Annotated in this window: 16 protein-coding genes; 10 read left to right on the plus strand and 6 right to left on the minus strand. The window is 64.1% G+C overall.

Going from position 1 to position 21,415, the window contains the following annotated elements; all coding sequences use genetic code 11:
- The first annotated feature begins 129 nt into the window (after positions 1-129).
- Complete coding sequence (locus BLR35_RS08910; protein WP_090380628.1) at positions 130-918, plus strand: helix-turn-helix transcriptional regulator; 789 nt, start codon at positions 130-132, stop codon at positions 916-918.
- An 86-nt stretch (positions 919-1,004) separates the two neighbouring features.
- Positions 1,005-1,436 (plus strand): hypothetical protein, encoded by a 432-nt coding sequence (locus BLR35_RS08915; protein WP_090380630.1) that lies wholly within the window; start codon positions 1,005-1,007, stop codon positions 1,434-1,436.
- Positions 1,437-1,453: 17 nt separating this feature from the next.
- On the opposite strand, the gene BLR35_RS08920 is transcribed toward BLR35_RS08915, so the two are convergent.
- Positions 1,454-2,464, minus strand: coding sequence for a lipid II:glycine glycyltransferase FemX (locus tag BLR35_RS08920; RefSeq protein WP_090380634.1), 1,011 nt, complete (start codon positions 2,462-2,464; stop codon positions 1,454-1,456).
- A 291-nt stretch (positions 2,465-2,755) separates the two neighbouring features.
- Here BLR35_RS08920 and BLR35_RS08925 point away from each other — a divergent pair, with 291 nt between their 5' ends.
- Both BLR35_RS08925 and BLR35_RS08930 read left to right on the plus strand, forming a co-directional pair.
- Entirely contained in the window at positions 2,756-3,781 is a 1,026-nt protein-coding gene (locus BLR35_RS08925; protein WP_090380637.1) for a DUF1616 domain-containing protein, read from the plus strand.
- Positions 3,782-3,973: 192 nt separating this feature from the next.
- Complete coding sequence (locus BLR35_RS08930; protein WP_090380640.1) at positions 3,974-5,812, plus strand: hypothetical protein; 1,839 nt, start codon at positions 3,974-3,976, stop codon at positions 5,810-5,812.
- A gap of 44 nt (positions 5,813-5,856) precedes the next feature.
- Here BLR35_RS08930 and BLR35_RS08935 read toward each other — a convergent pair whose 3' ends face one another.
- Positions 5,857-7,047, minus strand: a complete 1,191-nt coding sequence (locus BLR35_RS08935; protein ID WP_090380643.1) for a glycosyltransferase family 4 protein — start codon at positions 7,045-7,047, stop codon at positions 5,857-5,859.
- 182 nt (positions 7,048-7,229) lie between these two features.
- Here BLR35_RS08935 and BLR35_RS08940 point away from each other — a divergent pair, with 182 nt between their 5' ends.
- Together BLR35_RS08940 and BLR35_RS08945 are read left to right on the plus strand one after the other, a co-directional pair.
- Positions 7,230-8,693: a flippase gene (locus BLR35_RS08940; protein WP_090380646.1), complete on the plus strand. Its 1,464-nt coding sequence runs from the start codon at positions 7,230-7,232 to the stop codon at positions 8,691-8,693.
- 319 nt (positions 8,694-9,012) lie between these two features.
- The gene (locus tag BLR35_RS08945; RefSeq protein WP_244510212.1) at positions 9,013-11,001 is read left to right on the plus strand and encodes a hypothetical protein; all 1,989 of its coding nucleotides are present in this window, start codon (positions 9,013-9,015) and stop codon (positions 10,999-11,001) included.
- A gap of 68 nt (positions 11,002-11,069) precedes the next feature.
- Here BLR35_RS08945 and BLR35_RS08950 read toward each other — a convergent pair whose 3' ends face one another.
- Positions 11,070-12,311, minus strand: a complete 1,242-nt coding sequence (locus BLR35_RS08950) for a carboxylate--amine ligase (protein ID WP_090382881.1) — start codon at positions 12,309-12,311, stop codon at positions 11,070-11,072.
- Between the two features lie 414 nt (positions 12,312-12,725).
- Between BLR35_RS08950 and BLR35_RS08955 the strand changes: the two genes are divergently transcribed.
- The 3 genes from BLR35_RS08955 (at position 12,726) to BLR35_RS08965 (ending at position 17,202) form a co-directional block, all read left to right on the plus strand.
- Positions 12,726-13,760, plus strand: coding sequence for a polysaccharide deacetylase family protein (locus BLR35_RS08955; RefSeq protein WP_090380649.1), 1,035 nt, complete (start codon positions 12,726-12,728; stop codon positions 13,758-13,760).
- Positions 13,761-14,013: 253 nt separating this feature from the next.
- The gene (locus BLR35_RS08960; protein ID WP_090380652.1) at positions 14,014-15,621 is read left to right on the plus strand and encodes an alkaline phosphatase family protein; all 1,608 of its coding nucleotides are present in this window, start codon (positions 14,014-14,016) and stop codon (positions 15,619-15,621) included.
- 93 nt (positions 15,622-15,714) lie between these two features.
- On the plus strand, positions 15,715-17,202 hold the full coding sequence (locus BLR35_RS08965) for a geranylgeranyl reductase family protein (RefSeq protein ID WP_090380655.1): 1,488 nt from the start codon (positions 15,715-15,717) through the stop codon (positions 17,200-17,202).
- A gap of 26 nt (positions 17,203-17,228) precedes the next feature.
- On the opposite strand, the gene BLR35_RS08970 is transcribed toward BLR35_RS08965, so the two are convergent.
- A complete protein-coding gene (locus BLR35_RS08970) occupies positions 17,229-18,254 on the minus strand; it encodes a GNAT family N-acetyltransferase (RefSeq protein ID WP_090380658.1) in 1,026 nt (341 codons plus the stop codon).
- A 152-nt stretch (positions 18,255-18,406) separates the two neighbouring features.
- Here BLR35_RS08970 and BLR35_RS08975 point away from each other — a divergent pair, with 152 nt between their 5' ends.
- Positions 18,407-18,646, plus strand: a complete 240-nt coding sequence (locus tag BLR35_RS08975; RefSeq protein ID WP_090380660.1) for a hypothetical protein — start codon at positions 18,407-18,409, stop codon at positions 18,644-18,646.
- Positions 18,647-18,729: 83 nt separating this feature from the next.
- Here the strand turns inward: BLR35_RS08975 and BLR35_RS08980 are convergent, their stop codons facing one another.
- Both BLR35_RS08980 and BLR35_RS08985 read right to left on the minus strand, forming a co-directional pair.
- Entirely contained in the window at positions 18,730-19,956 is a 1,227-nt protein-coding gene (locus BLR35_RS08980; protein WP_090380662.1) for a glycosyltransferase family 4 protein, read from the minus strand.
- Entirely contained in the window at positions 19,953-21,323 is a 1,371-nt protein-coding gene (locus tag BLR35_RS08985) for a prenyltransferase/squalene oxidase repeat-containing protein (protein WP_090380666.1), read from the minus strand. The genes BLR35_RS08980 and BLR35_RS08985 overlap by 4 nt, the downstream gene beginning before the upstream one ends.
- Between the last annotated feature and the right edge of the window lie 92 nt (positions 21,324-21,415).

A 21,415-nucleotide genomic window follows, 5' to 3' on the forward strand; every position in this document is an offset into this window, starting at 1 on the left:
ATCGCTCCCGTCTACGTACGACATGCAGGTGTTGCGTTGCCACGACTCCCGCTATAGTCGGCGTTACGGGCTTCGCTGGGCCCGACGGGACGCTTATGCGATCGGCCTTCGAACGTGTCAAACAGTACGATGAACCGTGAGAAAAACGGGGACGGATTCGAGACGCTCGCCACCCTGACGCGTTCGCCCGTCCGCCTTCGCGTCCTCGAGTACCTGCTCGAACGCGGCCCGGCGACCGCCTCCGACGTCGCTCCCCACGTCGACGCCTCCCGACGAACCGTCTCTCGAGCGCTTTCTGCCCTCGCGGAGCAACGGCTGGCGTCGAGCGAGGGACGAACGTACCGCGCGACGACCTACGCGGAACTGGTCGCCGACGACGTCTTTTCCTTGCTCGAGCGCCTGGAGCAAGGACGTGAGTTCGCGGCGTTTCTCGAGTCCTTCCCGACGGGAGAAACCGACCTCACGGCGGCCGATCTCGCGGACGCGAACGGGACGACGACCTGCCGGCGGTCTGCGGATCCACACGCGCCCGTGTCGCACGTGATCGACGCCCTCGACGGGGCCGGCCAGGTCAGGGTTCTCGCTCCGGTCGCGTCGCCGCTGTACGTTCGGCCACTGGTCGCCTGCGTTCGCGACGGCGCGACGGTCGAGGCTGTCGTCGACGGTGACGCCTACGACTCCTTCTGCTCGAAACTCCGCGGGGGAGTCCGGGTCGCCGCGACGCTGGGGGACGTCTCGCTCGCGGTTCACGACGAGGTTCCGTTCGGACTGCTCGAGTGCGACGAACGGGTCGTTCTCGGAGCCTACGACGACGGCGTCCTGCAGGCGACGTTCGAAACCGACGACGAGCGCGTTCAGGACACGACACAGGACATCTACGACCGATACCGAACGGCCGCGAATCACGTCGTCGACTGACCGGAAGTCGGACGGCGACAGGGAGTGACCACTTTCGCGAAACGGACGGGCGCTGTCATTACGTTCGTGGCCGTTCGAGTTCTGCTATGGTCACCGCTGACAACCTCGGATCCACCAGTCCGAGTGTCCTCCTCGACGTCGGTCGCGGCGTCCGACGCGTCGCCATCAACCGGATCGTTCTCGCGGTCGTCGCCGTCCTCTGGACGCTCGCGCTCGGAACGTGGACTCTCGGATACGTCTTCACCGCCACTGGTATCGACGGCGGAACCGTCTTCGAGGTCGTCCGCACGATCTGGTTCGCCGTCGTCTACCTGCCAGCGTCGCTGTTCTCGATTCTCGTCCTCGATCCGCTGTTCGGAATGGCGTTCTACCAGGTAGTGGAACCGCTTGGCTTCGTCGGGACGGCCGCCGTGTTCGTCGTCTCGCTCACGACGATGTACTACCTGGTCGGACTGGTCGTCTCGGCGCTCGTCGCCGCCGCGCGGACACTCCGGGCCGGAATCGGAGGCCGACCGTAGAACCCGGCCTGGCGAAACTACTTCACCGAATCGTAGATCGACGCAGCCTGGCGCATCCCCCAGCTCCCGTACTCGAGGCTGTAGTAGGTCCGCAGTTCGGGGTTGAACTTCGCCTTGTACCGATTGATGCGGCGGTTGTCCGCCCCGACGAGGTCGTAGCCGGCAAGCCCGCGATCGAGGCCATCCTCCATGATCGTCCAGTCGAGCAGGTCGTTCGTCGGCAGGTCAACCTCCGTATCCGTTCGGACGCCGCCGAGCCACCGACCCGTGGTGTCGCCGTACTCGACCGCCAGGATGCCGCCGACGAACTCGTCGTCGACCCGCAGCGTGTAGGGTCGAATCTCGCCGCCGACGGCCCGTTCGTGGAGGTCGAGGACGAACTCGTCGGGGACACGGAAGTCGACGCCCTGTGATTCGTAGCGATTCCTGACCTGTTCCATGATCAGTTCGATCTCCTTGCGGCCGCCGACCGTGATCTCGTAGGCGTCGTCGTCCGCGTTCCTGACGTTGCTCCGGGCGTCGCTGCTAAAGGACAGCAGGAGATCCTCGCGGTCGCGCTCGAGGTCGACGACGTAGGTGTACTCCGGCGAGGCCTCGTACTCGTTCCACTCGAGCGGCCGTGCGTCCGCGAACCCGGTCGCGGTCCGGACGTGGCTGTACTTCGGCCCCAGTTCCGATCGGATCCACTCCATGCAGTCGTCGACGAACGCCAGCCGGCGTCGCTCGCGCTTGCGCTGTTTCAGCTTCCCCATGTTCAGGAAGGCGGGCCCGAGGTACGGCACCCGCAGGTGTGGCGGCGGCGAGAAGACGGTCGTGACGAACCGCTTGTCGATCTCGAAGACGGGGAAGAGCCCGACCGCTTCCTGGCCCTTGAACCCGATCAGCGGGTGCAGGGTCGCATCGGCGTGGTCTGCCTGTACCTCCAGGGCCTCGCGTTCGTGCCACAGCCGTCCCTGTGGCGATCGTTCGACGTAACCGTTCCAGCGCTCGAGGTCGTCTGCCGTGGCGACGCGAACATCGACGCTCATCGGCGACCACCCTTCGATTTTCGCGGGACCGATCGCTCGCTCCCGTCGCTCGCTCGTCGGTTCATACGGGAAGCGTCGCCGCGAACGGTCTTTGTAAGCGCCCTGTTTCGGGACTCGTCGTCGCGGCGAGGGGTGTTTCGTCGAGTATAGGCCGGCGCTACTCGCGTCCGGTCTCCCTCGAGTCGTTCCTTTCGCATTGCTCGGCAGTATCTCCGATGCGAACGGTCATCGACCCCTGACCGTCGGTTATCCGACTAGTAACAATGGCCGGATCGGTCGAGTCGTCGGTCGATGAAGGAACGTTTGATCCGCCCGTTCGCGACCGGCTCCGGGCAGGAAATGGGAGTATTCGCCCGGATACCGACCGATCTGACCGGTCTCACCGTGTTCGTCCTCGGTGCGGCCACACTGCTTGCAGTCGTCGACGTCACGTCGCCAGTGATCCGCGCTTTCGTCGGCTTTCCGCTCCTGTTTCTCGCACCGGGCTACGCGATCGTTTCGATCCTGTTCCCGCGAGGCGTCCGGGCCGACCGAGACGAGACGCTGCCAGTGGTCGGCCGGACGGAGACCGTGACGGAGACCGAACGCGTGGCGCTGTCCTTCGGGTTGAGTTTCGCCGTCCTGCCGCTGCTCGGCCTGGGAATCGCCGCTACCTCCTGGCAGTACACGACGTCGGTCGTCGTCTGGACCGTCAGCGGTTTCGTCCTGGCCGCGATACTGCTCGCCGCCGTCAGACGGGCACGCGTCTCCCCCGCCGACCGGTACCGGTTCGAACTGCTGCGAAAGCTCGGTGCGCTCCGTGCTGCGATTTTCGACACCCGGTCGTCGACCACGACGGCGATCAACCTGCTACTGGTCGTCAGTATGGTGATCGCGCTTACGAGCGTCGGCTACGCTCTCGCCGCTCCCCAGGACGACGAACAGTACACCGACCTGCGATTGCTTACCGAGACCGACGACGGCGAGTACGTCGCCGGCGACCTCCCCGACAGCGTCGAGTCCGGCGAGTCGATCCCGCTTATCGTCACCGTCGAGAACCAGGAAGGCGAACACCAGGAGTACACAGCCGTCGTTCAGGAGCAGTGGGTCGACGACGGTGAGGTCCTCGAGCGCACCGAGTTACGCCAGATCGACTACACACTCGGCGACGGGACGACGGGCCACGGGGATCGCACGGTCACGCCCGACGCGGACGCCGGCGAGGTCCGGATCGCCGTCATGCTGTTCGACGACGAGGTGCCGGAGACGCCGACGACCGACGACGCCTACCGCTACACTCACTTCTGGATCGAAATCGAGGACGACGACCTCGAGTAGACCGATCTCTTTCTCGCCATTGACGTTTCGGTTTCTCACGTAGCGACGCCCTCGAGTCGCTCGCCTCCGCGCTCTCGAATACGCTGTCTTACGGGTCCGAGGGACCGAATTTTGACGACAGTATTCCGGCGCTTACGGTCATCAGCCGGAGAATAACAAGGACGACTACGGGAAAACGACGGAGCAATCCGAATGTCCGCTCACTCAGCCTCCGCCGCCGAACCGCTCCGAAAGGTCGCCCTCGCGATCGGATTCCTCGCGCTCGCCGGCAGCGTCCTCCTGGCTCACTCGCAGCCGGCGACGGGATACGAACTGTCGCTGTTCACCTCGATCTCGCCGCTCTTCTGGGTGGGACTCCTGCTCGCGGTGGGGATCGCGCTGGCCGTCGCGTTCGTTCCGCCGTCCGGTATCGACGGCCACAGTCGAACGCGCCCCGTCGCCCTCCTGCTAGGTGGGCTCTCGATGGCCGTCTTCGCCGGACTCCCGATCGTGCGCGGCTATCGGTTCTACGGCCAGCACGATGCGCTGACCCACCTCGGCTGGGCGCGAGCGATCAGCGAAGGGACGATGCTCCCGTTCGAACTGTACTATCCAGGGATTCACACCGCGACGACGCTCGTTCACTCGACGCTCGGCACGCCGCTGGAGCAGTCGATGCTGTACGTGGTGTTGCTCGCCGTGCTCGTCTTCTGCGTGTTCGTTCCGCTCGCCGTCGGAGCGATCGTCGAGGATCGACGCGCGATGGTGATCGCGACGTTCGCCGCGTTTCTGCTCCTGCCGATCACGACCATCTCGATGTACATGTCCGCTCACGCGATGTCCCAGGCGGTCATGTTCTCGGCACTGCTGGTCTACCTGCTGGCGAGATACCTCCGGACCGACGGCTCGGCGTCGACGTTCTCGGCGATCGGCGTCGCGCTCTCGGTCGTAGCGATCGCGACCGTCGTCTACCACCCACAGCTGGTTGCCCACCTGATCGTCGTCTTCCTCGCGATCGTCGTCGTCCAGCACCTCGCGAGACGCGTCGCGAGCGACGGACAGATCGCCGGCCAGACGGCGGTGTACGGCCACACACTCCTGCTGGTCGCGGTCTTTCTGGTCTGGACCTCGAACCACGGCTTCTTCGGCGGCATGATCCAGTACTTCCTCAGTTCGGCCATCGAGTTCATCCTCGAGGGGCGAGGCGGCGCTGACACCGTCGCAGCGCAAGGGGCCTCGCTCGCCGCGATTGGCGGCAGCCTGACCGAAATCTTCCTCAAGCTGTTTCTCGTCCAACTGATCTTCACGCTGCTGGCTGTCGCGCTCGCGTTCGGACTCGTCGGGTCACGGTCCACGTTACTCCGGCGCGTTCGCCCCGAAACGACGTACTTCACCGTCTCGCTCGTCGCTCTCGGCCCGATATTCGTGATCTACTTCCTCGCACCGGGGTCGACGATGCACTTCCGCGTGTTCGGCCTGATGATGGTCTTCATTACGATCCTCGGCTCGATCGCAGCGTACGGCGTCTTCGCGTGGCTCTCCGATTCCGACGAGCCACGCTCGAGGGCGCGGCTCCCCGGTAGTCAGCCGCTTTTCGCCGTCGGCTTCGCCTGCTTGCTCGTGCTCTCGCTCGCGGCTGTCTTCCCCTCGCCGTACACCTACCACGCCTCGCCACACGTCAGCGACACGCAGATGGAGGGGTACGAAACGGCGTTCGACGGCCAACTCGAGGACGTCCAGTTCGTCGGGCTGCGAAACGGACCTAACCGGTACGACGACGCCGTGAACGGCAACGCCGAACGGATGGGACTGCACGAGGGGCCACCCGACGAAGGGGTCGGCGTGGGACTCGCCGACTACTACGACGAGGACCGGTACTTCGTCCTCACACAGACCGACTACGAGCGAGAGACGGTCGCCTATCAGGAGCTACGGTACACGGAAGGCGAACTCGAGTCGGTCTCGGACCAGCCTGGCGTCGACCGCATCCAGTCCAATGGCGAGTTCGAACTCTACTACGTGAACGCCGAACCGGAGTTCGCGGAAGCCTGACGGCGGTCACTTCCCGATTCGAGTTTCTGTTTTCGTAAGAGGAATTACCTCGAGAGCGGCTGATCGGGCCCGTCCGACCGAGAACCGCGGTCGTCGCGAACCGCCGACGACGTCCCACTTCGTTCTTCCTCGAGGACCGTCCGACAGAACTCCACGAGCCGTTCGGCCTGTGCCTCCCAGGAGTACTGTCGTGCCGTCCGGCGACCGGCGTCGGAGAGTTCGTCGCGGAGCGTCGGCGACTCGAGCACGCCCTCGAGTGTGCCCGCGAGTTCGTCGACGTCTTTCGGGGGAACGAGCAGGGCGTTTTCCTCGTGGGTGGCGTACTCCCTGATCCCGGGCAGATCGGTTGTGACGACCGGCAGTCCACAGGCCATCGCCTCGAGGTTCACCATTCCGAATCCTTCGTACCGCGTCGGGTTACAGAAGACGTCACAGGCGGCGTAGTAGCCGGGAAGCGCCTCGTGGGGAACCTCGCCGACCAGCGCGACGGAGTCGGTGACACCGAGTCGTTCGGCTCGTTCGCGAACGGCCGTGCAGTCGCCGTCGCCGACGACGTACAGGTCGACGTCTCGCGGGAGGCGAGCGACGGCCTCGAGCAGTTCGTGAACGCCTTTCCCTTCCCGGACGCGACCGACGAAGAGGATCGACGGGCCGTCGGAAGTCAGTTTCGGCGTCGCCTGCGGTGTGAACCGCTCGAGGTCCAGTCCCGGAGAGACGATACCGTCGACCGACCGATCGAGTTTTTCCGAGACCTCGCGGACGATCTGCTCCGAGTTCGCCAGGTGGACGCTCGTCGCACTGTATCGCTCCCGGATCCGTGCGCCGAGTCCGACGCTTGCGACGTTGTGATACTGGTAGACGGTCGGGACGTCGACCAGGTTCGAGAGCACTGTATCCTCGAGAAATCGGTGCGTGAGCAGGACGTCGACGTTCTCGTCGACGTGCGAGCACAGTCCCGACCGGAGCCCGCTCACGAGCGGGAGCACGTCGGTGGCCCCGAGCGGAGTTCGCTGGTGGACGAACCGGCGCACGCGGTCGCTTTCGACTGGCGGAATACGGTAGAGCGAGACGTTCGACTCGAGCAGTGAGTCGGCGACGTCTTCGCGTCGCTCGAACCTCGTGTAGAGGAAGACGTCGTGATCTGCCGCCAGCTTGCGGGCGATCTGTCGGACGAACACCGCCTTTCCGCCGGCGCTTTTCGTCCCCGCGTGAGCGTGGTAGAGCCCGAGTCGCATCGGTACGACCCACCGTTTGCCCGTGGTTTGTTATGCCCCTGCTGTCGCGGGTAGCTGGCTCGTAACAATGCCCTGACTCGTCCAACGGCGTGGCAGTGACGACGAGACCGGCGACCTGCGCTCGAGTAGCGGCTGTATCGATCGAACCCGTTCGAACTGAACCGCGAGGCTGACGCCAGTTAATGTCGACGAAACGAATAATAGAGGGTTTCAAGGCGACGTTCGGAGCACGACTCCTCAACACAGTCTCCAACGGGCTGTTGATCTTCCTGCTTGCCGGCGTCCTGCTGACGCCGGACGAGTACGGCCTGCTCTTTCTGGTGATCTCTATCGTCACGGTCGCCCAGCTCGGGTCGGATCTCGGGCTCGCTCGCTCGGCCGCACGGTACGTCTCCGACCGGAAAGAGACCGATCCCGGGACGGTGCGGTTCGTCCTCCGGACGTCGATCCGGTACCGACTCCTCCTGCTCGGAATCGTCGCCGGAGCACTCCTCGTCGGTCGGGATCTCATCGCGGCGATACTCGAGACGCCGGCACTGACGACGTTACTCGTGGTGGGGGCACTCTATCTGTGTGCGCTGTCGCTGTACTCGTACCACCAGACGCTGTTCCAGGGATTCAACCGGGTCGAACTGAGCGCCCGGATCGAGGTGATCAACTCGGTTGGACGCGTGATCTTCGTCGTCGCGTTTACTGCGCTCGGATTCGGCGTCGTGGGTGCACTGTTCGGCTACGTACTCGGGGCCGGGATCGCGACGGTGATCGGAGCAGTTCTGCTCTATCGGCAGTTCTACACGGCTTACCCCGACGGCAGCGGAAGTCGGTCGCTTCGAAACCGAATCCTCGAGTACAGCGTTCCGCTGACGGCCTCCCAGGGCGCGAACGTCCTCGACCGCCAGATCGACACCGTCCTCGTGGGCTATTTCCTCACGCCCGTCGCGGTTAGCTACTATGTGCTCGGGAAACAGATTTCGGAGTTCGTCACCGTCATCTCCGGCTCGTTGGGGTTCTCGATATCGCCTTCCTTCGGCGAGCAGAAAGCGACGGAATCGCTCGAGCGTGCCGCCCGGATCTACGAGACGTCGCTCCAGTACGTCCTCTTGCTGTACATGCCTGCTGCGGTCGGCATCTTCCTCGTCGCTGATCCCGCCGTCACGCTCGTCTTCGGCAGCGAGTACGCCGGTGCTGCCCCAGTCTTGCAGGTGCTTGGCATCTATATCGTGTTCCAGTCGATCACCGACATCACGACGAACAGCCTCGACTACCTCGGGCGGGCGAAAGCGCGCGCGATCGCGAAAGGTGTGACCTCCGTCGCGAACGTCGGTTTGAACGTCGTTTTGATTCCGATCTACGGCGTGGTCGGTGCCGCCGTCGCCACCGTCGTCACCTTCGGGATCTACACGCTCGTGAACGTCTACGTGATGCACCTCGAGCTCTCGCTGGATCTCCGCCGGATCGTGCGAGCGTTCGGGGCCGCGGGCGGTATCGCGGCTGCGATGGGCGTCGCCGTCCTCTCACTGATGCCGTACGCGTCGACGCTGCCGACGCTCGTCGGCGTAATCGCCGCCGGCGTCGTCGTCTGGGCCGGGTTGGTCGTCCTGAGCGGACTCGTCGATCCTCGAGAAACGGTTGCCCAGTTGACCTGATCGGTGCAATCGATCTGCCGAAAACGGGTATCGACGACCACCGGTCTGGGACCCGGATCGTCACTATTCCGTGCTCTTTCCGGCCTGAAAGTCCGAATCCGGGACTCGTCCGTTTGCCGACGGTAGTACGCTCTTACCGGTAGGATTTCCGAGGTAATCCGTTTTTACCACCGTCACGTACGACGATTCTGCGTTCGTGACTACTGCATGAATGTATAAAAATTCGTGGCTTAATACCCATCACTTTTTGATATTCAGGATATTTTACTTCATTTGTACGAGAAGGTTTATATCGATAGAATTTCGTTAGTCGCAATGCATGGCACGCGATCCAAAGAAGCTGGATGACGGTAGACATGACGATAGAGGAGCCGAGAGCGACGATACTCCCGGTAATAACACGTTAATCGACCGCCGATCGTACCTGAAAGCGGCCGGCGTAACGTCGATGGTCGGTGCGGGACTCGCTGCGGGTGCCGGATCCGCAGCTGCGTCCGAAGACTACGACGTGATCGAGGTCGGGCCAGGAGAGTTCTGGCAGCACCGACTCAGCGAAGGAGAAACGTTCGAGAACGTCCTGATCGACATCACGGCACGTGGTGCCCAGGCGAAAATTTGGGCGACCGGGATCAGCGACTTCGAGATCCGGAACGTCGGCTGGCTCGGCCGGTGGGATACGCGAGAACGCCACGCGTTCATCCACGCCGCCTGCAGCGGCCACGGCGTGATCGAGAACGTCTACATGGGCGACGGTGCGGCCTCGACGAACTACCCGAACAGTCCGACTGGTGTCTTCGTGAACCGACGCCACTCCGGGCACATCGACATCAACAACCTCCACGTTCAACACGTGGCCGACAACGCGGTGTACGCCTCCGAACCCACGCGGACGGGTGGCGGTACCGTCGACATTCGCAACTCCTACGCCCGCGATATGCAACCCGCAGCGTGGCGCGTTCCCGGCGGCTCGACCGTCGAGAACTGTGTCGCGATCAACTGTCACCGCGGCGTCTGGGTCCGTTACGGCGAGATCGACGTGATCGACTGTGACCTCCAGGGCAACCGCGTCGGCGACATGGTCGCTCACGCGAGCGGAATCGGCGGTCACGCCCCACCAGTCATCAACGCCCAGAATACGGCGTGGCGAACCGACGTCGTCCAGTCCAACGGCGCTATCAACGGCTCTTCCGTCGGGTCCGCCCGACGCACCCAACCCGAAGAAGTCGAGGGCGTCCCACTGAGTGCGGAAGAAGCGGCATCCGGACAGTCCGGGGACTCCGACCCAAATCCGCCTTCTGACCCGGGAAACGGTGACGACGGAGACGACGACGGCCAGGACGACCCCGACATCGAGGACGTCTGGAACGACGACGAATCCAACCACCTCGTCCTCGAGGATCGTTCCAGCGGCGTCTCCGAGTACCAGCTGACGGGTCACGGCAACGCAGAGACGGGCGACGACGCCGACACCGGGTCGGACGACCCCTATCGGGACACGGTGACGACCGACGGCGACGAGTTCGTCGTCGAAGGCTACCTCGGCGGCTACCGCGACGACTTCCACGTCGAGGGTCGCATCGACTCGGTATCCGCCGATTCGGACGTCGTCGCAGTCGTCAACGGTGAAACGTTCGACGTCGCCGAGCTCGAGGGCGTCGGCTCGTGGGACAGCGACGACGATGACGAAGACGACTCGGGTATCGAGGACGTCTGGAACGACGACGAACCCAACCACCTCGTCTTCGAGGACGACTCTAGCGGCGTTTCCGAGTACCAGTTGACGGGACAGGGCAACGCAGAGACGGGCGACGACGCCGATACAGGCTCGGACGATCCCTACCGAGACACCGTCTCGACCGACGGCGACGAGTTCGTCATCGAGGGCTACCTCGGCGGCTACCGCGACGACTTCTACGTCGAGGGCCGCATCGACTCCGTGACGGCCGACTCGGACGTCACTGCCGTCGTCAACGGCGAACCGTTCGATCCCGCCGAGCTCGAGGGCGTCGGCTCGTGGGACGGCGACGACGATGACGACGAAGACGACGCGCCAGCGGAACTACCCCACGTGCTCGAGTTCGACGGATCGGAGACGAGCGAACCGACCTCGTACTCGTTCACCGTCGAGGGTGACGTCGCCAGAGCCGCCAGTGACGATTCGGTCCACGACGACGACGTCATCGACGGCTCGACCGTCCGCGGCGTCGTCGGGGACGGCCGCGACACGTACCGCTTCAGCGGCGACATCACCGACTTCCGACTCGTCGGCAAAGCAGCCGTTAACCTCGAGTACAACGTCGCCGAGTAGACGGTGGCGTCTCGAGGCCGATCGACGGCTCTTGACTGCGGCACTGACGAGTAACGACGTTTTTGCGATCAGACGCGTCCGTTGTAGTGATTGTACGCTTCTCGCATGTCCCACAGGAACGGACGGACGTCGTCGACGCTTGCACAGTCGAACCGGGGGTGCTCGACCATCGATGTGACGATCTCCGACACTGCCGTCGTGAACGACGGTTTCTCGGCGAGATCGACGTCCTCGAACAGGATCGAACGGAGATAGAGCAGTTCTCCCCGGATCAGGTGTCCCGCGAGTCCTGCTTCGTACTCGTGGTCGATCCGATCCTTCCGGCCGTTCGCAAGCTGCCAGTAGTAGTAGGGGAAGTCGGCACCAGCCTGAACCGAAAACGGCAGCGACGACCAGAACCGGGGGTTGATCTCCATGAGTTTGAACTCGCCTGTCTCGTCGTCCCGCAGGAACTCGACCATCGCCAGGCCGTGCCACTCGAGGTGATCGAGCAGGTCCCGGCCTGCTTCCTCGAGGGCTGGAATCCGGACCGATTCGCGGAACGAACTCGCGCCGCCGGCGTAGCTGTAGCCGCGACGTTGTCGGTGCTGGAAGGTCGCGACCGGTTCGCCGTGGTCGTACAGCGCGAAGAAGCCGTACTCCTCGGTGGTTGGGACGTACTCCTGTAACAGGGGGTCGTGGTCCATCTCCCGCCGGAATCGGTCGACGTCGGGCTCGGCACCCGGTCGGAGATACTCCGTCTTGGGCGGGTCGAGAAACTCCGCGGGCGAGTAGCGGTCGACGTACTCGTCGACGAGAATCGAGTACCGTGCCTTGACGATCCACTGGCGATCCCAGTCGTCGTTCGAATCGCCGAGCAACCTCGTCTCGGGGACGGCGACGCCGGCCGATTCCGCGGCGTCGAACAGCCGTACCCGGTCCTGGACGGATCGAAGCGTCTCGATGTCGGGCCACGGCGTGCTCACGTACTCGTCGAACTCGTCTCTGTACTTCGCGAGCACGTAGACGTCGACGTCCCGGACGGGGATGATCGTCCGTACGTCGGGGCGCATCGCGATCGACAGTAGAGCGTCCTTGTACGCGACCAGATCCTCGTGTGGGGACGGCACCGGAACCGACTCGTCGCAGTACTTCGACCGGGTCGCCGGAACACCGTCGCGATCCGCGAGCGCGATGGTTCGGATTCGCTCTCCGTTCCGGCGGCCGAGCGATCTGAAACACGCGAGCGTACTCGGTGCCGTGATCGCGGGAACGGCGACCGAGCCGTCCGTCCAGGCGGCGTCTTCGGCCGTAGTCCCGCCACTACCCATCGATACCACCTTCGGAAAGCGATTGCTCGAGCCGATCGATCCCGAAGCGGTTTCGACCGGTCGACGGCCGACCGGCTCGCCGTCCGATACGGGAAACCCCGTGTACTCGAGGGTGGTTCGGCCCCACTTCGACGTCAGCCATGCCATCCAGTATCGGATTCCGAACGTTAGTTAAGAACGAAATAACGCGTCCTCTCGGCGTGATAACAGGACGCCGTCCGGGATCGACGCCCACAGGTCCTCGTTACTGTCCCGGGGTAGACGCCGCCTACCGATACCGCTCGAGATAACAGTGCCCATACTTAATAATTCAATTTAGATAACATAGTGTGTGGCAATCGGGGGCCAGCCCCCGTGCCCGATCGAACGCATGAGCAGGAGCACGAACCACCGAGCGGGACACCGAAGGTACCGATGGGACGCGTAGTCGTTTCGATCGACGCCGAGCTCGCGTGGGGATTCCACGACCTCGAGCAGCCCCCTGAACGTCGAATCCGACGGGCTCGCCGGGGGTGGCGACGGCTGGTCGAGTGGCTGGACGCCTACGAAATTCCGGCGACGTGGGCGATCGTCGGCCACCTCTTCCTGGAGGAGTGTGACGGGCGACACGCGTCCCATCCTGCGGCCGACGCCGACTGGTTCGAACGCGATCCGGGCGGTCGTGCCAGCGAGAACGACCGCTGGTTCGGCCCCGACCTGATCGAACGGGTCCAGGAGGCCGACGTCGACCACGAGATCGGCTGTCACTCGTTCTCACATGCCCTGTTCGATCCGGCGACCACCGACCGCGAGGTCGTCGAGGCCGAACTCGAGGCCTGTCGCGCGGCCGCACGCGAGTGGGGGATCTCCCTCGAGTCGTTCGTCTTCCCCCGTAACGTCGTCGGTTACCGTGACGTCCTCGCCGAGTACGACTTCACCTGCTACCGGGGCGTGGAGCCGTCGCGATGGTACGACGGCTCCTGGTGGTATCCGGTCGGCAAGTTCGCGAGCTATTCCGCGGGCAAGACGGCACCACCGCTCGTTTCGCCGACGGTCGACGAATACGGGCTGGTCGCCGTTCCCGGCTCGCTGTGTCTGTTCTCCTTCGAGGGGCTCGCTCGAACGGTCGTCGAACCGATCGCGGGCGATCCAGTCCTCCGAAAGGCGAAACTCGGCATCGACGCGGCAGCGCAGAGCGACGGGATCTGTCACCTCTGGCTGCACCCGAACGACCTCACGACCGCACGGAACGTTCGACGACTGCGTCGCATCCTCGAGTACGTCGACGAGCAACGCCGCACGACCGACCTGCAGGTCGAGACGATGGCCGAGGTCGCGACGGGAGCACTCGAGGAGCCGGCAGGAACGGAACTGGAGTCGTCCGAACCCGAACTCGAGGCCGGACTCGAGGAACTCGAACACGAGACCGACGTCGATACGCCGGTCGCACCGGAACTACAGAATCAGTAGTACCGCCCCACGAGAGTTCATGTGTTCTGAATTTCCTGCCGACAAGAGCGTCACGCATCCTGAATTTCCTTCGCTGTCGACGCGTACCGGTACACAACGAGCCCAGAAACGTCCGGATAGCGGTCTACTGACGTCGTAACTCGTCGTCGAATCAGTGTCTCGAGCAGTCGTCTCCGGTTACCGGGGCGCTGCAATCGGTAACCCCGGCCATAACAAACAGTGGGCCCGGTGAGGGGGTGAACGAACTCTCTCTATGACCAGAGCCAGCGACACCGACCGCGCGTTCGTGCTCGGCATCGACGGCGTCCCCTGGAACCTCCTGCGGAAGTGGATCGATGCCGGCGAACTACCCTCTTTCCGACGGCTTCGTGACGAAGGCGTCGCCGCGCCGCTCGAGAGTACGATCCCACCGACCACGCCGACGGCCTGGCCGACGATCGCGACCGGGGCGCGGCCGGACAATCACGGGATCTACGGGTTTCAGAAGCTCCAGACGGACTACACTCAGGAGATGAACACGAGCGCCGACCGGACGTGCCCGGCGCTGTGGAACCTGTTCTCGCCGGCCGTCGTCGGCAACGTCCCGATGACCTATCCCGCGAGCGATATCGACGGGGCGATGGTTTCGGGAATGATCTCGCCGTCGACGAACGAACGGTTCGCCCATCCCACGGAACTCGCAGACGAGATCACCGAGGAGATTCCCGACTACCGGATCGGGCTGAACTGGTACGACTACGCCGGCGAAGAAGACCGGTTCCAGAAGGACCTGAACTCGCTGGTCGCCGCGCGCCGGGCCCTTATGAACCGACTTATGGAGATCGACGACTGGCGGCTGTTCTTCTTCGTCTTCACCGCACCCGACCGCCTTCAGCACCTCATCTGGGAGGAAGACGTCATCTTAGAGCACTACAAACAGCTCGACGACATCCTGGCCGACGTTTTCGAGTACGTCGACGAGCGCGACGCCAACCTCTTCGTCGCTTCCGATCACGGCTTCGGACCGATCTCGAAGTTCGTCCACCTGAACGCAGTGCTCGAGCAGGAGGGCTTTCTCTCTCGGAAGGACCGCAACGCGGCGGGAAGCTCGCTGGCCCAGCTCGGCGTGACGAAGTCGAACGTCCTCGGGACGCTGAAACGCGTTGGAATCGACGAGAAGCGATTCATCCAGTCGCTCCCCAAAGGGCTGGTCGACGGCATCGCCGAGCAGGTGCCGGGCGACCACGGGCTGTACGACGTCGACTTCGAGGACACTATCGCGTTCGCTCACGGGCCGAGCTACGTCTACGTCAACGACATCGACCGATTCGAGGAGGGGGCTGTGGCTCCCGCCAACGTCGACGCGGTCAAGCGCGAACTCAGATCCGCGTTCGAGGACGTCACTGATCCCGACACCGGCGACCGGGCGCTGTCGGTCTACGACGGCGACGAGGTGTTCCCCGACGACGACGCCTCACCGGACCTGATCGTCGTCGGAAAGGACGGCTACGAGGAGAAGACGAAGCTCGGCGACGACGTCTTCGCCCCCGCCGGAACGAAAGCTGCCAGCCACCGCAGCGAGGGCGTGTTCTTCGCTCACGGGCCGGCAATCGACGGCTCGAGCGGGGAAGGCGAACCCGACGACCTCTCGGTGGTCGACGTCGCACCCACGCTGTTGCACAGCATCGGCGAGCCGATCCCGGACGAGATGGACGGCGAGGTACGGACGGAACTGCTCGAGGCCGACGTAGATCCGACGGTCCGGCGCGTGGAGCCACAAGCGACCGCCGGTTCCAGCGAGGAATCGAGCACGGACGGCGACGTCGACGAGGACTTCGACGGCGTCGAGGAGCGGCTGAAGGGGCTCGGCTACATGGAGTGATGGCGAGACGCCCGGCCGGACGAACTACCCCTGCTGTCTCACCCCAAAAGCAAGAGTTACGGTTCTCATTTCCGAACGAAGGGCCAGTACCCAATGGTGTGCAACCAGTACGACGTGATCGTCGTCGGGGGCGGAATAGCGGGCTGCTTCGCGGCGGCGACGGCAGCGGACGAGGGGATCGACGTCGTCCAGCTCGAGCGCAAGCCGCGCGAGCGGGGCGGGTTCATCGCCTGCGGCGACGCGATCAAGAGTCCTCGAGATCCGAGCAACTACCCGGGCCCGATCGACATGGACGCGATCGCCGACGACGAGTCCGTCCTCGTCGACAACAGCATCGACCGGATCGAATACTGGGACGAGGAACTCGGCGTACGGAAGGTGTTGCCGTACGAGAACGGTAGCAACGTCGTCGACCGTTACGAGTTCGGCCAGCGCCTGCTCGAGCAGGCTGCCGACCTGGGTGTCGATCAACACTACGACACGGTGGTGAACGACGTCGTCCAGGACGGTCGCGTCACGGGCGTCGAGGCGGTTCGGGACGGCGAGCCGGTCACCTACGAGTGTGACGTGCTGATCGATGCCGCAGGAGCGCAGTCGATCCTGCAGGATATGGTCGACTTCGAGAGCCTCGACACGCCCGGCAGTCCGACGTTCGAGATTCCTCACTACACCCACTTCGGTTCGGCCTACCGCGAGATCATCGAGACCGAGGAGCCGGTAGCGTACCACGACGCCATCGTCGGGAAGCCCCTGGAAGAACTGGGCTACATCTGGTACTTCCCGCGCACGCCGACGCAGATCAACGTCGGACTGGGGTTCCAGATGAACAAGGAGCCGATTCCGCTCAACGACCGCCTGCGCCGTGACGTCGAGGACCGCCCCGAGTACCAGGGTGCGGCCGTCGCCGAGAAGTTCGACGGAAAGAACAAACTCGGGTCGGCGATCGCGCTCCGGCGTCCGCTAGATTCGATGGTCGCTCCCGGCTACCTTGCCGTGGGCGGGGCGGCGGGGACGACGCATCCGATCACGGGCAAAGGCATCCGTGGGGCGGCGTACTCCGGCTACTCCGCCGGGCGTGCCGCTGTCCAGGCGATCGAGGACGGAGACGTCTCCGAGCACGGACTCTGGGAGCACAACCGCTGGCTGTACCGCGAACACGGTGAGGCGGCGAAACTCGCCTCGTGGGACGCGTACAACGTCGCCGCGAGTTCGATCGATGTGAACGTCCTTCGTGCGCTCACCGCCTTGCTTCCAGAAAAAGAGCTCCGGGAAATCGTCGGCACGTCGACGGAGGTCGACGATCTCAAGAGCAAACTCCTCGTCGGTGCCGGCGTCGTCAGGAACTTCGTCGCGGAGTACCGCGAGGATACCTTCGATACGCTCGACGTGAGCAAGACCGAACTGTACGAGGCCATCCGCACCCTCAAGAAGACGCGCGACCACGTCGCTGCGTACGAACGACAGTACGAGGCCTACCCCACAGACCGGTCGGGATTCGAAAGCTGGCTCTCCGAGCGCGACCGCATCGATCGGGAATTCTACGACGACCTCGGCCTATCATCCGACGAACAGAAGTACTGAAAGCCGGTCGGATCTCGAGAGATGCGTTACTTCAGTGAGCCGCTGACCCGCTGGTAGGCCTTCTTCGCCATCTGCATCTCGAGCCCCGACGACTCGATCACGTAGTAGGGTCGCAACTCGCCGTTGAACTTCCCCTTGTACTCACAGAGCCGTTCCGTGTTCGCACCGACGAGGTCGTACCCCGTGATCGACTCGAGTTCGGGATCGGTGACGATGTCCTCGAGAATCCGGCGGTGCAGGAGGTTGTTGACGCTGACGTGCTCGTAGGAGGCGGTCACACCGCCTTGCCAGTAGTAGGCCAGGTCGTTCGAGAATAGCGTGAGGATGCCACTCTGGTACGTCCCGTCCGGACTCCGCGCCACGTACGTCCGCCACCGGTCGTCCTCGAGCGACGCGAGCAGATCCCGCAGAAACTGTCGGGTCATCGGTGCCTCGTCGTCGTACTCGGCGTACTGGTCGACGACGTCCTCGTAGATCCGGAGCGCGGCGTCGATCCCCTCGGTTTCGATCCGCAGGTCGAGGTCGTCGTACCGGCGCATCTCGTTTCGCAGGCTCTTGCTGAAGCCACTCATCGCATCCTCGACGTCGGTACAGCCCTCGAGGTCGACGACGTACGTGAACTCCGGTTCGACCGAGAGGTCGTTCCAGCCGTACGGTCGCGGATCGTCGTAGCCGACGGGACAGGTCATCCGGAACAGCGTCGACCGCCGATCGGCATCGACGTCCTCGAGGACGCCCGCCGCGAGTTCCGCGTTGATCCGCTCCCACTTGCGACGTTTCGGGCTGTTCGGGTTGATGATCGGTCCGAGTCGCGGCACGCCCATCGAGACGGGTGGCGAGAAGACGGTTCGTCCGACGGGCCTGTCCTCGACGAAGACGGGGAGGAGTCCGACGGCCTGCTGTCCCTTGAACGCGCCGTACAGCCGCATTTCAGCGTCGGTGTGGGCGTCGAGTACGGCCAGCGCGTCCGGATCGTGGAACGTCTCGACGCCCGCGCCGGAGGACGGCAGCGCCGAGTCCCACTCCTCGAGATCCAGTCGTTCGATGTCCATGTAGGTCGTCGTACAGTGAGTGTTCGTTTTGTTATCGCGTCGCTACTGGCGATAATCCGTGACCTTCGGTTCGATCGACTGTTGGACGGAGTCGATACGTCCCGCGTCGTCGACCGAGCGGCTTATCAAATCGACTGCCGAAACTGTCACCGATGGAAAACGAACGGGTGGCGGCCCCGGCAGGCCCCAGTGAACGAGTGTACATCGTGCTCGGGATCGTCTGTGCAGTAGCGGCAGTGTACTTCCAAACGGCCGTGTTCGGACCGCTCGCGCTTTACTTCGCCTTCCGTCTGTACAGGCTCGACGCAACGTCGACCGGCGTGGCAGTCGCGTTGCTCGGCCTCCTGAGTATTGGGCTCGGATTCCTGTATCCAGCCTATAGTAACAACTGAAACTGTTTGCACACCGATCGCACCGCTGTCGTGCGATCGGGTGCGTACTGACTTTCAGTGGCTACTATAGAACAGAAGACGAATCACTGCCTCGAGTCCCCAGCGACGGCCGTCGTCAGAATCCGTCTCCAGTCCCGTTCGGCCTGCTCGTAGGAGAACGCCGACCGAATTTCCGTCGCGTTCGCGCCGAGCGTTCGTCGCCGGTCGGAGTCGTCCAGACAGCGAGCCATCGCTGTAGCGAAGCCGTCGGGATCGCGGCCTGGAACGACGATCCCGTTTTCACCGTCCGTGACGACGTCGGGAATCGAGCCGACCGGCGGCACGATCGGTGGCAGTCCGATCGCCATCGCCTCAAGCATCACCAGTGGCAGGGCGTCCCGTCTCGAGGTGAGCACGACCGTCGCCGACCGCCGGTAGTACTCGAGCGGGTCGTCGACCCAGCCCGGGAGGTCGACCCGGTCGCGGAGGCCGTGGGCCTCGAGTTTCGCTTCGACCTCTTCCCGGAGGGGACCATCGCCGACCATGACTGCCCGAAACTCGCGGCTCTCGTCACGGTTCTCGAGCGCGATCAGCGCGTCGGCGAACCGTACGGGATCTTTCTCCTCGCTGAACCGGCCGACCCAGACGAAGTCGTACTCGCGGTCGGCGTCCGTTTGCTCGTCACACTCGAGTGTGTCCGGCCGATACCGTTCGACCTCGATTGCGTTCGCCAGGATTTCGATCCGGTTACGGGACACGCCACACGCCTCGAGGTCGTCGACGTGGGAGGGCCCAGGCACCGAAACCGCGTCGAATCGCCTGAACGCCCACCGTGGAGCCGCGCCGTACCACTGTCTGGCGTGATGATCGAGGTCGATTCCGATGATTCCGAGTGACGCAGGGTAGCCGTAGATAGCCTTCAACGCGAGGGCGTAGAGTCCGTAGGGCAGCAGCGAGATGGAGGCGACCGCGTCGTAGTCGTTCCTGTACCCCTCGAGTAGCGCGAGGAAGAAGAGGACGACGATCCGCAGCGGCCGAGGGCCAACGTCGGGCACCTCGAGATAGTCCGCGTCGTCGACGTCGTACCGGGGCTCGAGACAGACGAGCGTCGTCTTCTCCGCAACGGCAGCGAGCGGTCCGTAGTGGCGCTCGTTCTTGTGTGCGAGCCCGGAGACGACGAGTACTCGCAGCTCCTCGGGAACTGGGTCGATGTCGACCGGACTCGAGCGTTCGGACTCGAAGGGGTCTCGGCTCGCTGTCTCGCCGTCTGTGGAGTCACTTTCTCCCGGCCTCGAATCCGACGCTCCGCTCTCGGTAGCGGTTCGGCTCATACCTCGGTCGAGAGTTCTCGCTGTCGCCGATCGCGTTCCTGTGATTCCTCGGACGCCGATTCGCGCTCCCGTTCTCGTTCGCTACACGAACGCAGGAACTCCGAGGTCGCGTACGACATCCACGCCTGGCACCACCGCATCAGGGTGACGCGTTTCGTGTGGTGGCGGTACGTCCGGTAGTAGAACCGTCCCTGCTCGCCGTCGACCTGCATGTTCGCCAGCGTCCACCGGAGGATCCGCTCGGCGAACTCGAGGTCGCCCTCGCGGGTGAAGACCAGGATTCCCTGCGTGCTCGCGTGAATGTCCCGGGGATAGGCGTTTTCCTCGTCGAAGTTCGGCGCGCCGTCGAGCTGGAAGAGCTCGGTTCGGTAGAACTCGAGGCCGTCCTCTAAGGTCTCGTCGTAGCGGTCGGGGTCGACGACGTCGCGGTACCGCTGGAACGCCTCGACGACGAACCCGTTGTGGTGGTTGTCCATCGAGAGGTGGGAGGCGTCGGCCGGGAGGCGATACGGCCAGCCGCCGCGGTCGGTCTGGCAGGCCGCAACGTGATCGAGGATCTTCGTCGCTCGCTCGCGGAGTTCGTCGTCGCCGAAGTAGTCGTAGAGATCGACGAGCATCGCCGCGCCGAGCGCCGCCGCGTTGATCGTGTAGGAGTCGTCGGGGTGGTTCAGGTGGTAGTCGATCTTCGCGCCCTCCTCGACCTCGCGGTAGTTCAGGTCCTCGACGAGGAAGTCGGTCGCCGTTCGTGCGAGGTCGGCGTAGGAGGCGTACTTTTCGCGGGTCTCCGCGTCGAGGTCGACGTCTTCGCGTTCGGCGAATTTGGCGGTCCGAAGCAACGCTTTGACCGCGAACGACGTCGAGACGATGTCCGGATCGCTCGGGACGCCCTTCGTGTGGAGGTGCTGGATCGGATGGCGGTGGCCGCCACAGAAGCCGCTGTAGTCCGTGAGCCGTTCTTCGACCAGCCAGTCGGCGAGCCGGTCGGCCTCGAGCAGCGGGTCGAACGCGGCGAGAGAGGGGGCCGTGTCGGTCCGATCCGCGACCAGGTCGTAGTAGTTCAGGTTCGCCATCGTAAACAGTGCGGTCCCCTTGTAATTTCGCCGCTCTTCGACCCGGAAGAGCGGTCTGACGTCGATCGGGGCTCGCTTGACCGTCTCCTGAACGGCCAGATTGAGAAGCCTGTTCTCGACCGGCAGCGCCTGCAGCAACTGGCTACTCAACCCGTCGCCGTAGTCCGGGCCGACGTAATCCCGGCGGCGAGCGTAGGCGAGCGTCGCGTCGAGCACGGGGAGATACGCGTCGTGCTCGGGCGCACTGGAGACCGGCTGCACGTCGTCGTCTGACTCGAGAAGTCCCTGTGACTGCATCTACGGACACCTGGCAACGTATTCCTATTATTATACACTCGCTACCGTCGACCGAGCCGGTCGCCGTCGAATCGCAGGAAGGGACTTGCCTC

The organism is Natronobacterium texcoconense, from assembly GCF_900104065.1.
Taxonomy (GTDB): domain Archaea; phylum Halobacteriota; class Halobacteria; order Halobacteriales; family Natrialbaceae; genus Natronobacterium; species Natronobacterium texcoconense.

What these genes read in the sequence shown, in the direction of transcription:
- BLR35_RS08910 (WP_090380628.1), top strand. Translation starts at nt 130, where the DNA reads ATGAACCGTGAGAAAAACGGGGACGGATTCGAGACGCTCGCCACCCTG.
- BLR35_RS08915 (WP_090380630.1), top strand. Translation starts at nt 1,005, where the DNA reads ATGGTCACCGCTGACAACCTCGGATCCACCAGTCCGAGTGTCCTCCTC.
- BLR35_RS08920 (WP_090380634.1), bottom strand. Translation starts at nt 2,464, where the DNA reads ATGAGCGTCGATGTTCGCGTCGCCACGGCAGACGACCTCGAGCGCTGG.
- BLR35_RS08925 (WP_090380637.1), top strand. Translation starts at nt 2,756, where the DNA reads ATGAAGGAACGTTTGATCCGCCCGTTCGCGACCGGCTCCGGGCAGGAA.
- BLR35_RS08930 (WP_090380640.1), top strand. Translation starts at nt 3,974, where the DNA reads ATGTCCGCTCACTCAGCCTCCGCCGCCGAACCGCTCCGAAAGGTCGCC.
- BLR35_RS08935 (WP_090380643.1), bottom strand. Translation starts at nt 7,047, where the DNA reads ATGCGACTCGGGCTCTACCACGCTCACGCGGGGACGAAAAGCGCCGGC.
- BLR35_RS08940 (WP_090380646.1), top strand. Translation starts at nt 7,230, where the DNA reads ATGTCGACGAAACGAATAATAGAGGGTTTCAAGGCGACGTTCGGAGCA.
- BLR35_RS08945 (WP_244510212.1), top strand. Translation starts at nt 9,013, where the DNA reads ATGGCACGCGATCCAAAGAAGCTGGATGACGGTAGACATGACGATAGA.
- BLR35_RS08950 (WP_090382881.1), bottom strand. Translation starts at nt 12,311, where the DNA reads ATGGGTAGTGGCGGGACTACGGCCGAAGACGCCGCCTGGACGGACGGC.
- BLR35_RS08955 (WP_090380649.1), top strand. Translation starts at nt 12,726, where the DNA reads ATGGGACGCGTAGTCGTTTCGATCGACGCCGAGCTCGCGTGGGGATTC.
- BLR35_RS08960 (WP_090380652.1), top strand. Translation starts at nt 14,014, where the DNA reads ATGACCAGAGCCAGCGACACCGACCGCGCGTTCGTGCTCGGCATCGAC.
- BLR35_RS08965 (WP_090380655.1), top strand. Translation starts at nt 15,715, where the DNA reads ATGGTGTGCAACCAGTACGACGTGATCGTCGTCGGGGGCGGAATAGCG.
- BLR35_RS08970 (WP_090380658.1), bottom strand. Translation starts at nt 18,254, where the DNA reads ATGGACATCGAACGACTGGATCTCGAGGAGTGGGACTCGGCGCTGCCG.
- BLR35_RS08975 (WP_090380660.1), top strand. Translation starts at nt 18,407, where the DNA reads ATGGAAAACGAACGGGTGGCGGCCCCGGCAGGCCCCAGTGAACGAGTG.
- BLR35_RS08980 (WP_090380662.1), bottom strand. Translation starts at nt 19,956, where the DNA reads ATGAGCCGAACCGCTACCGAGAGCGGAGCGTCGGATTCGAGGCCGGGA.
- BLR35_RS08985 (WP_090380666.1), bottom strand. Translation starts at nt 21,323, where the DNA reads ATGCAGTCACAGGGACTTCTCGAGTCAGACGACGACGTGCAGCCGGTC.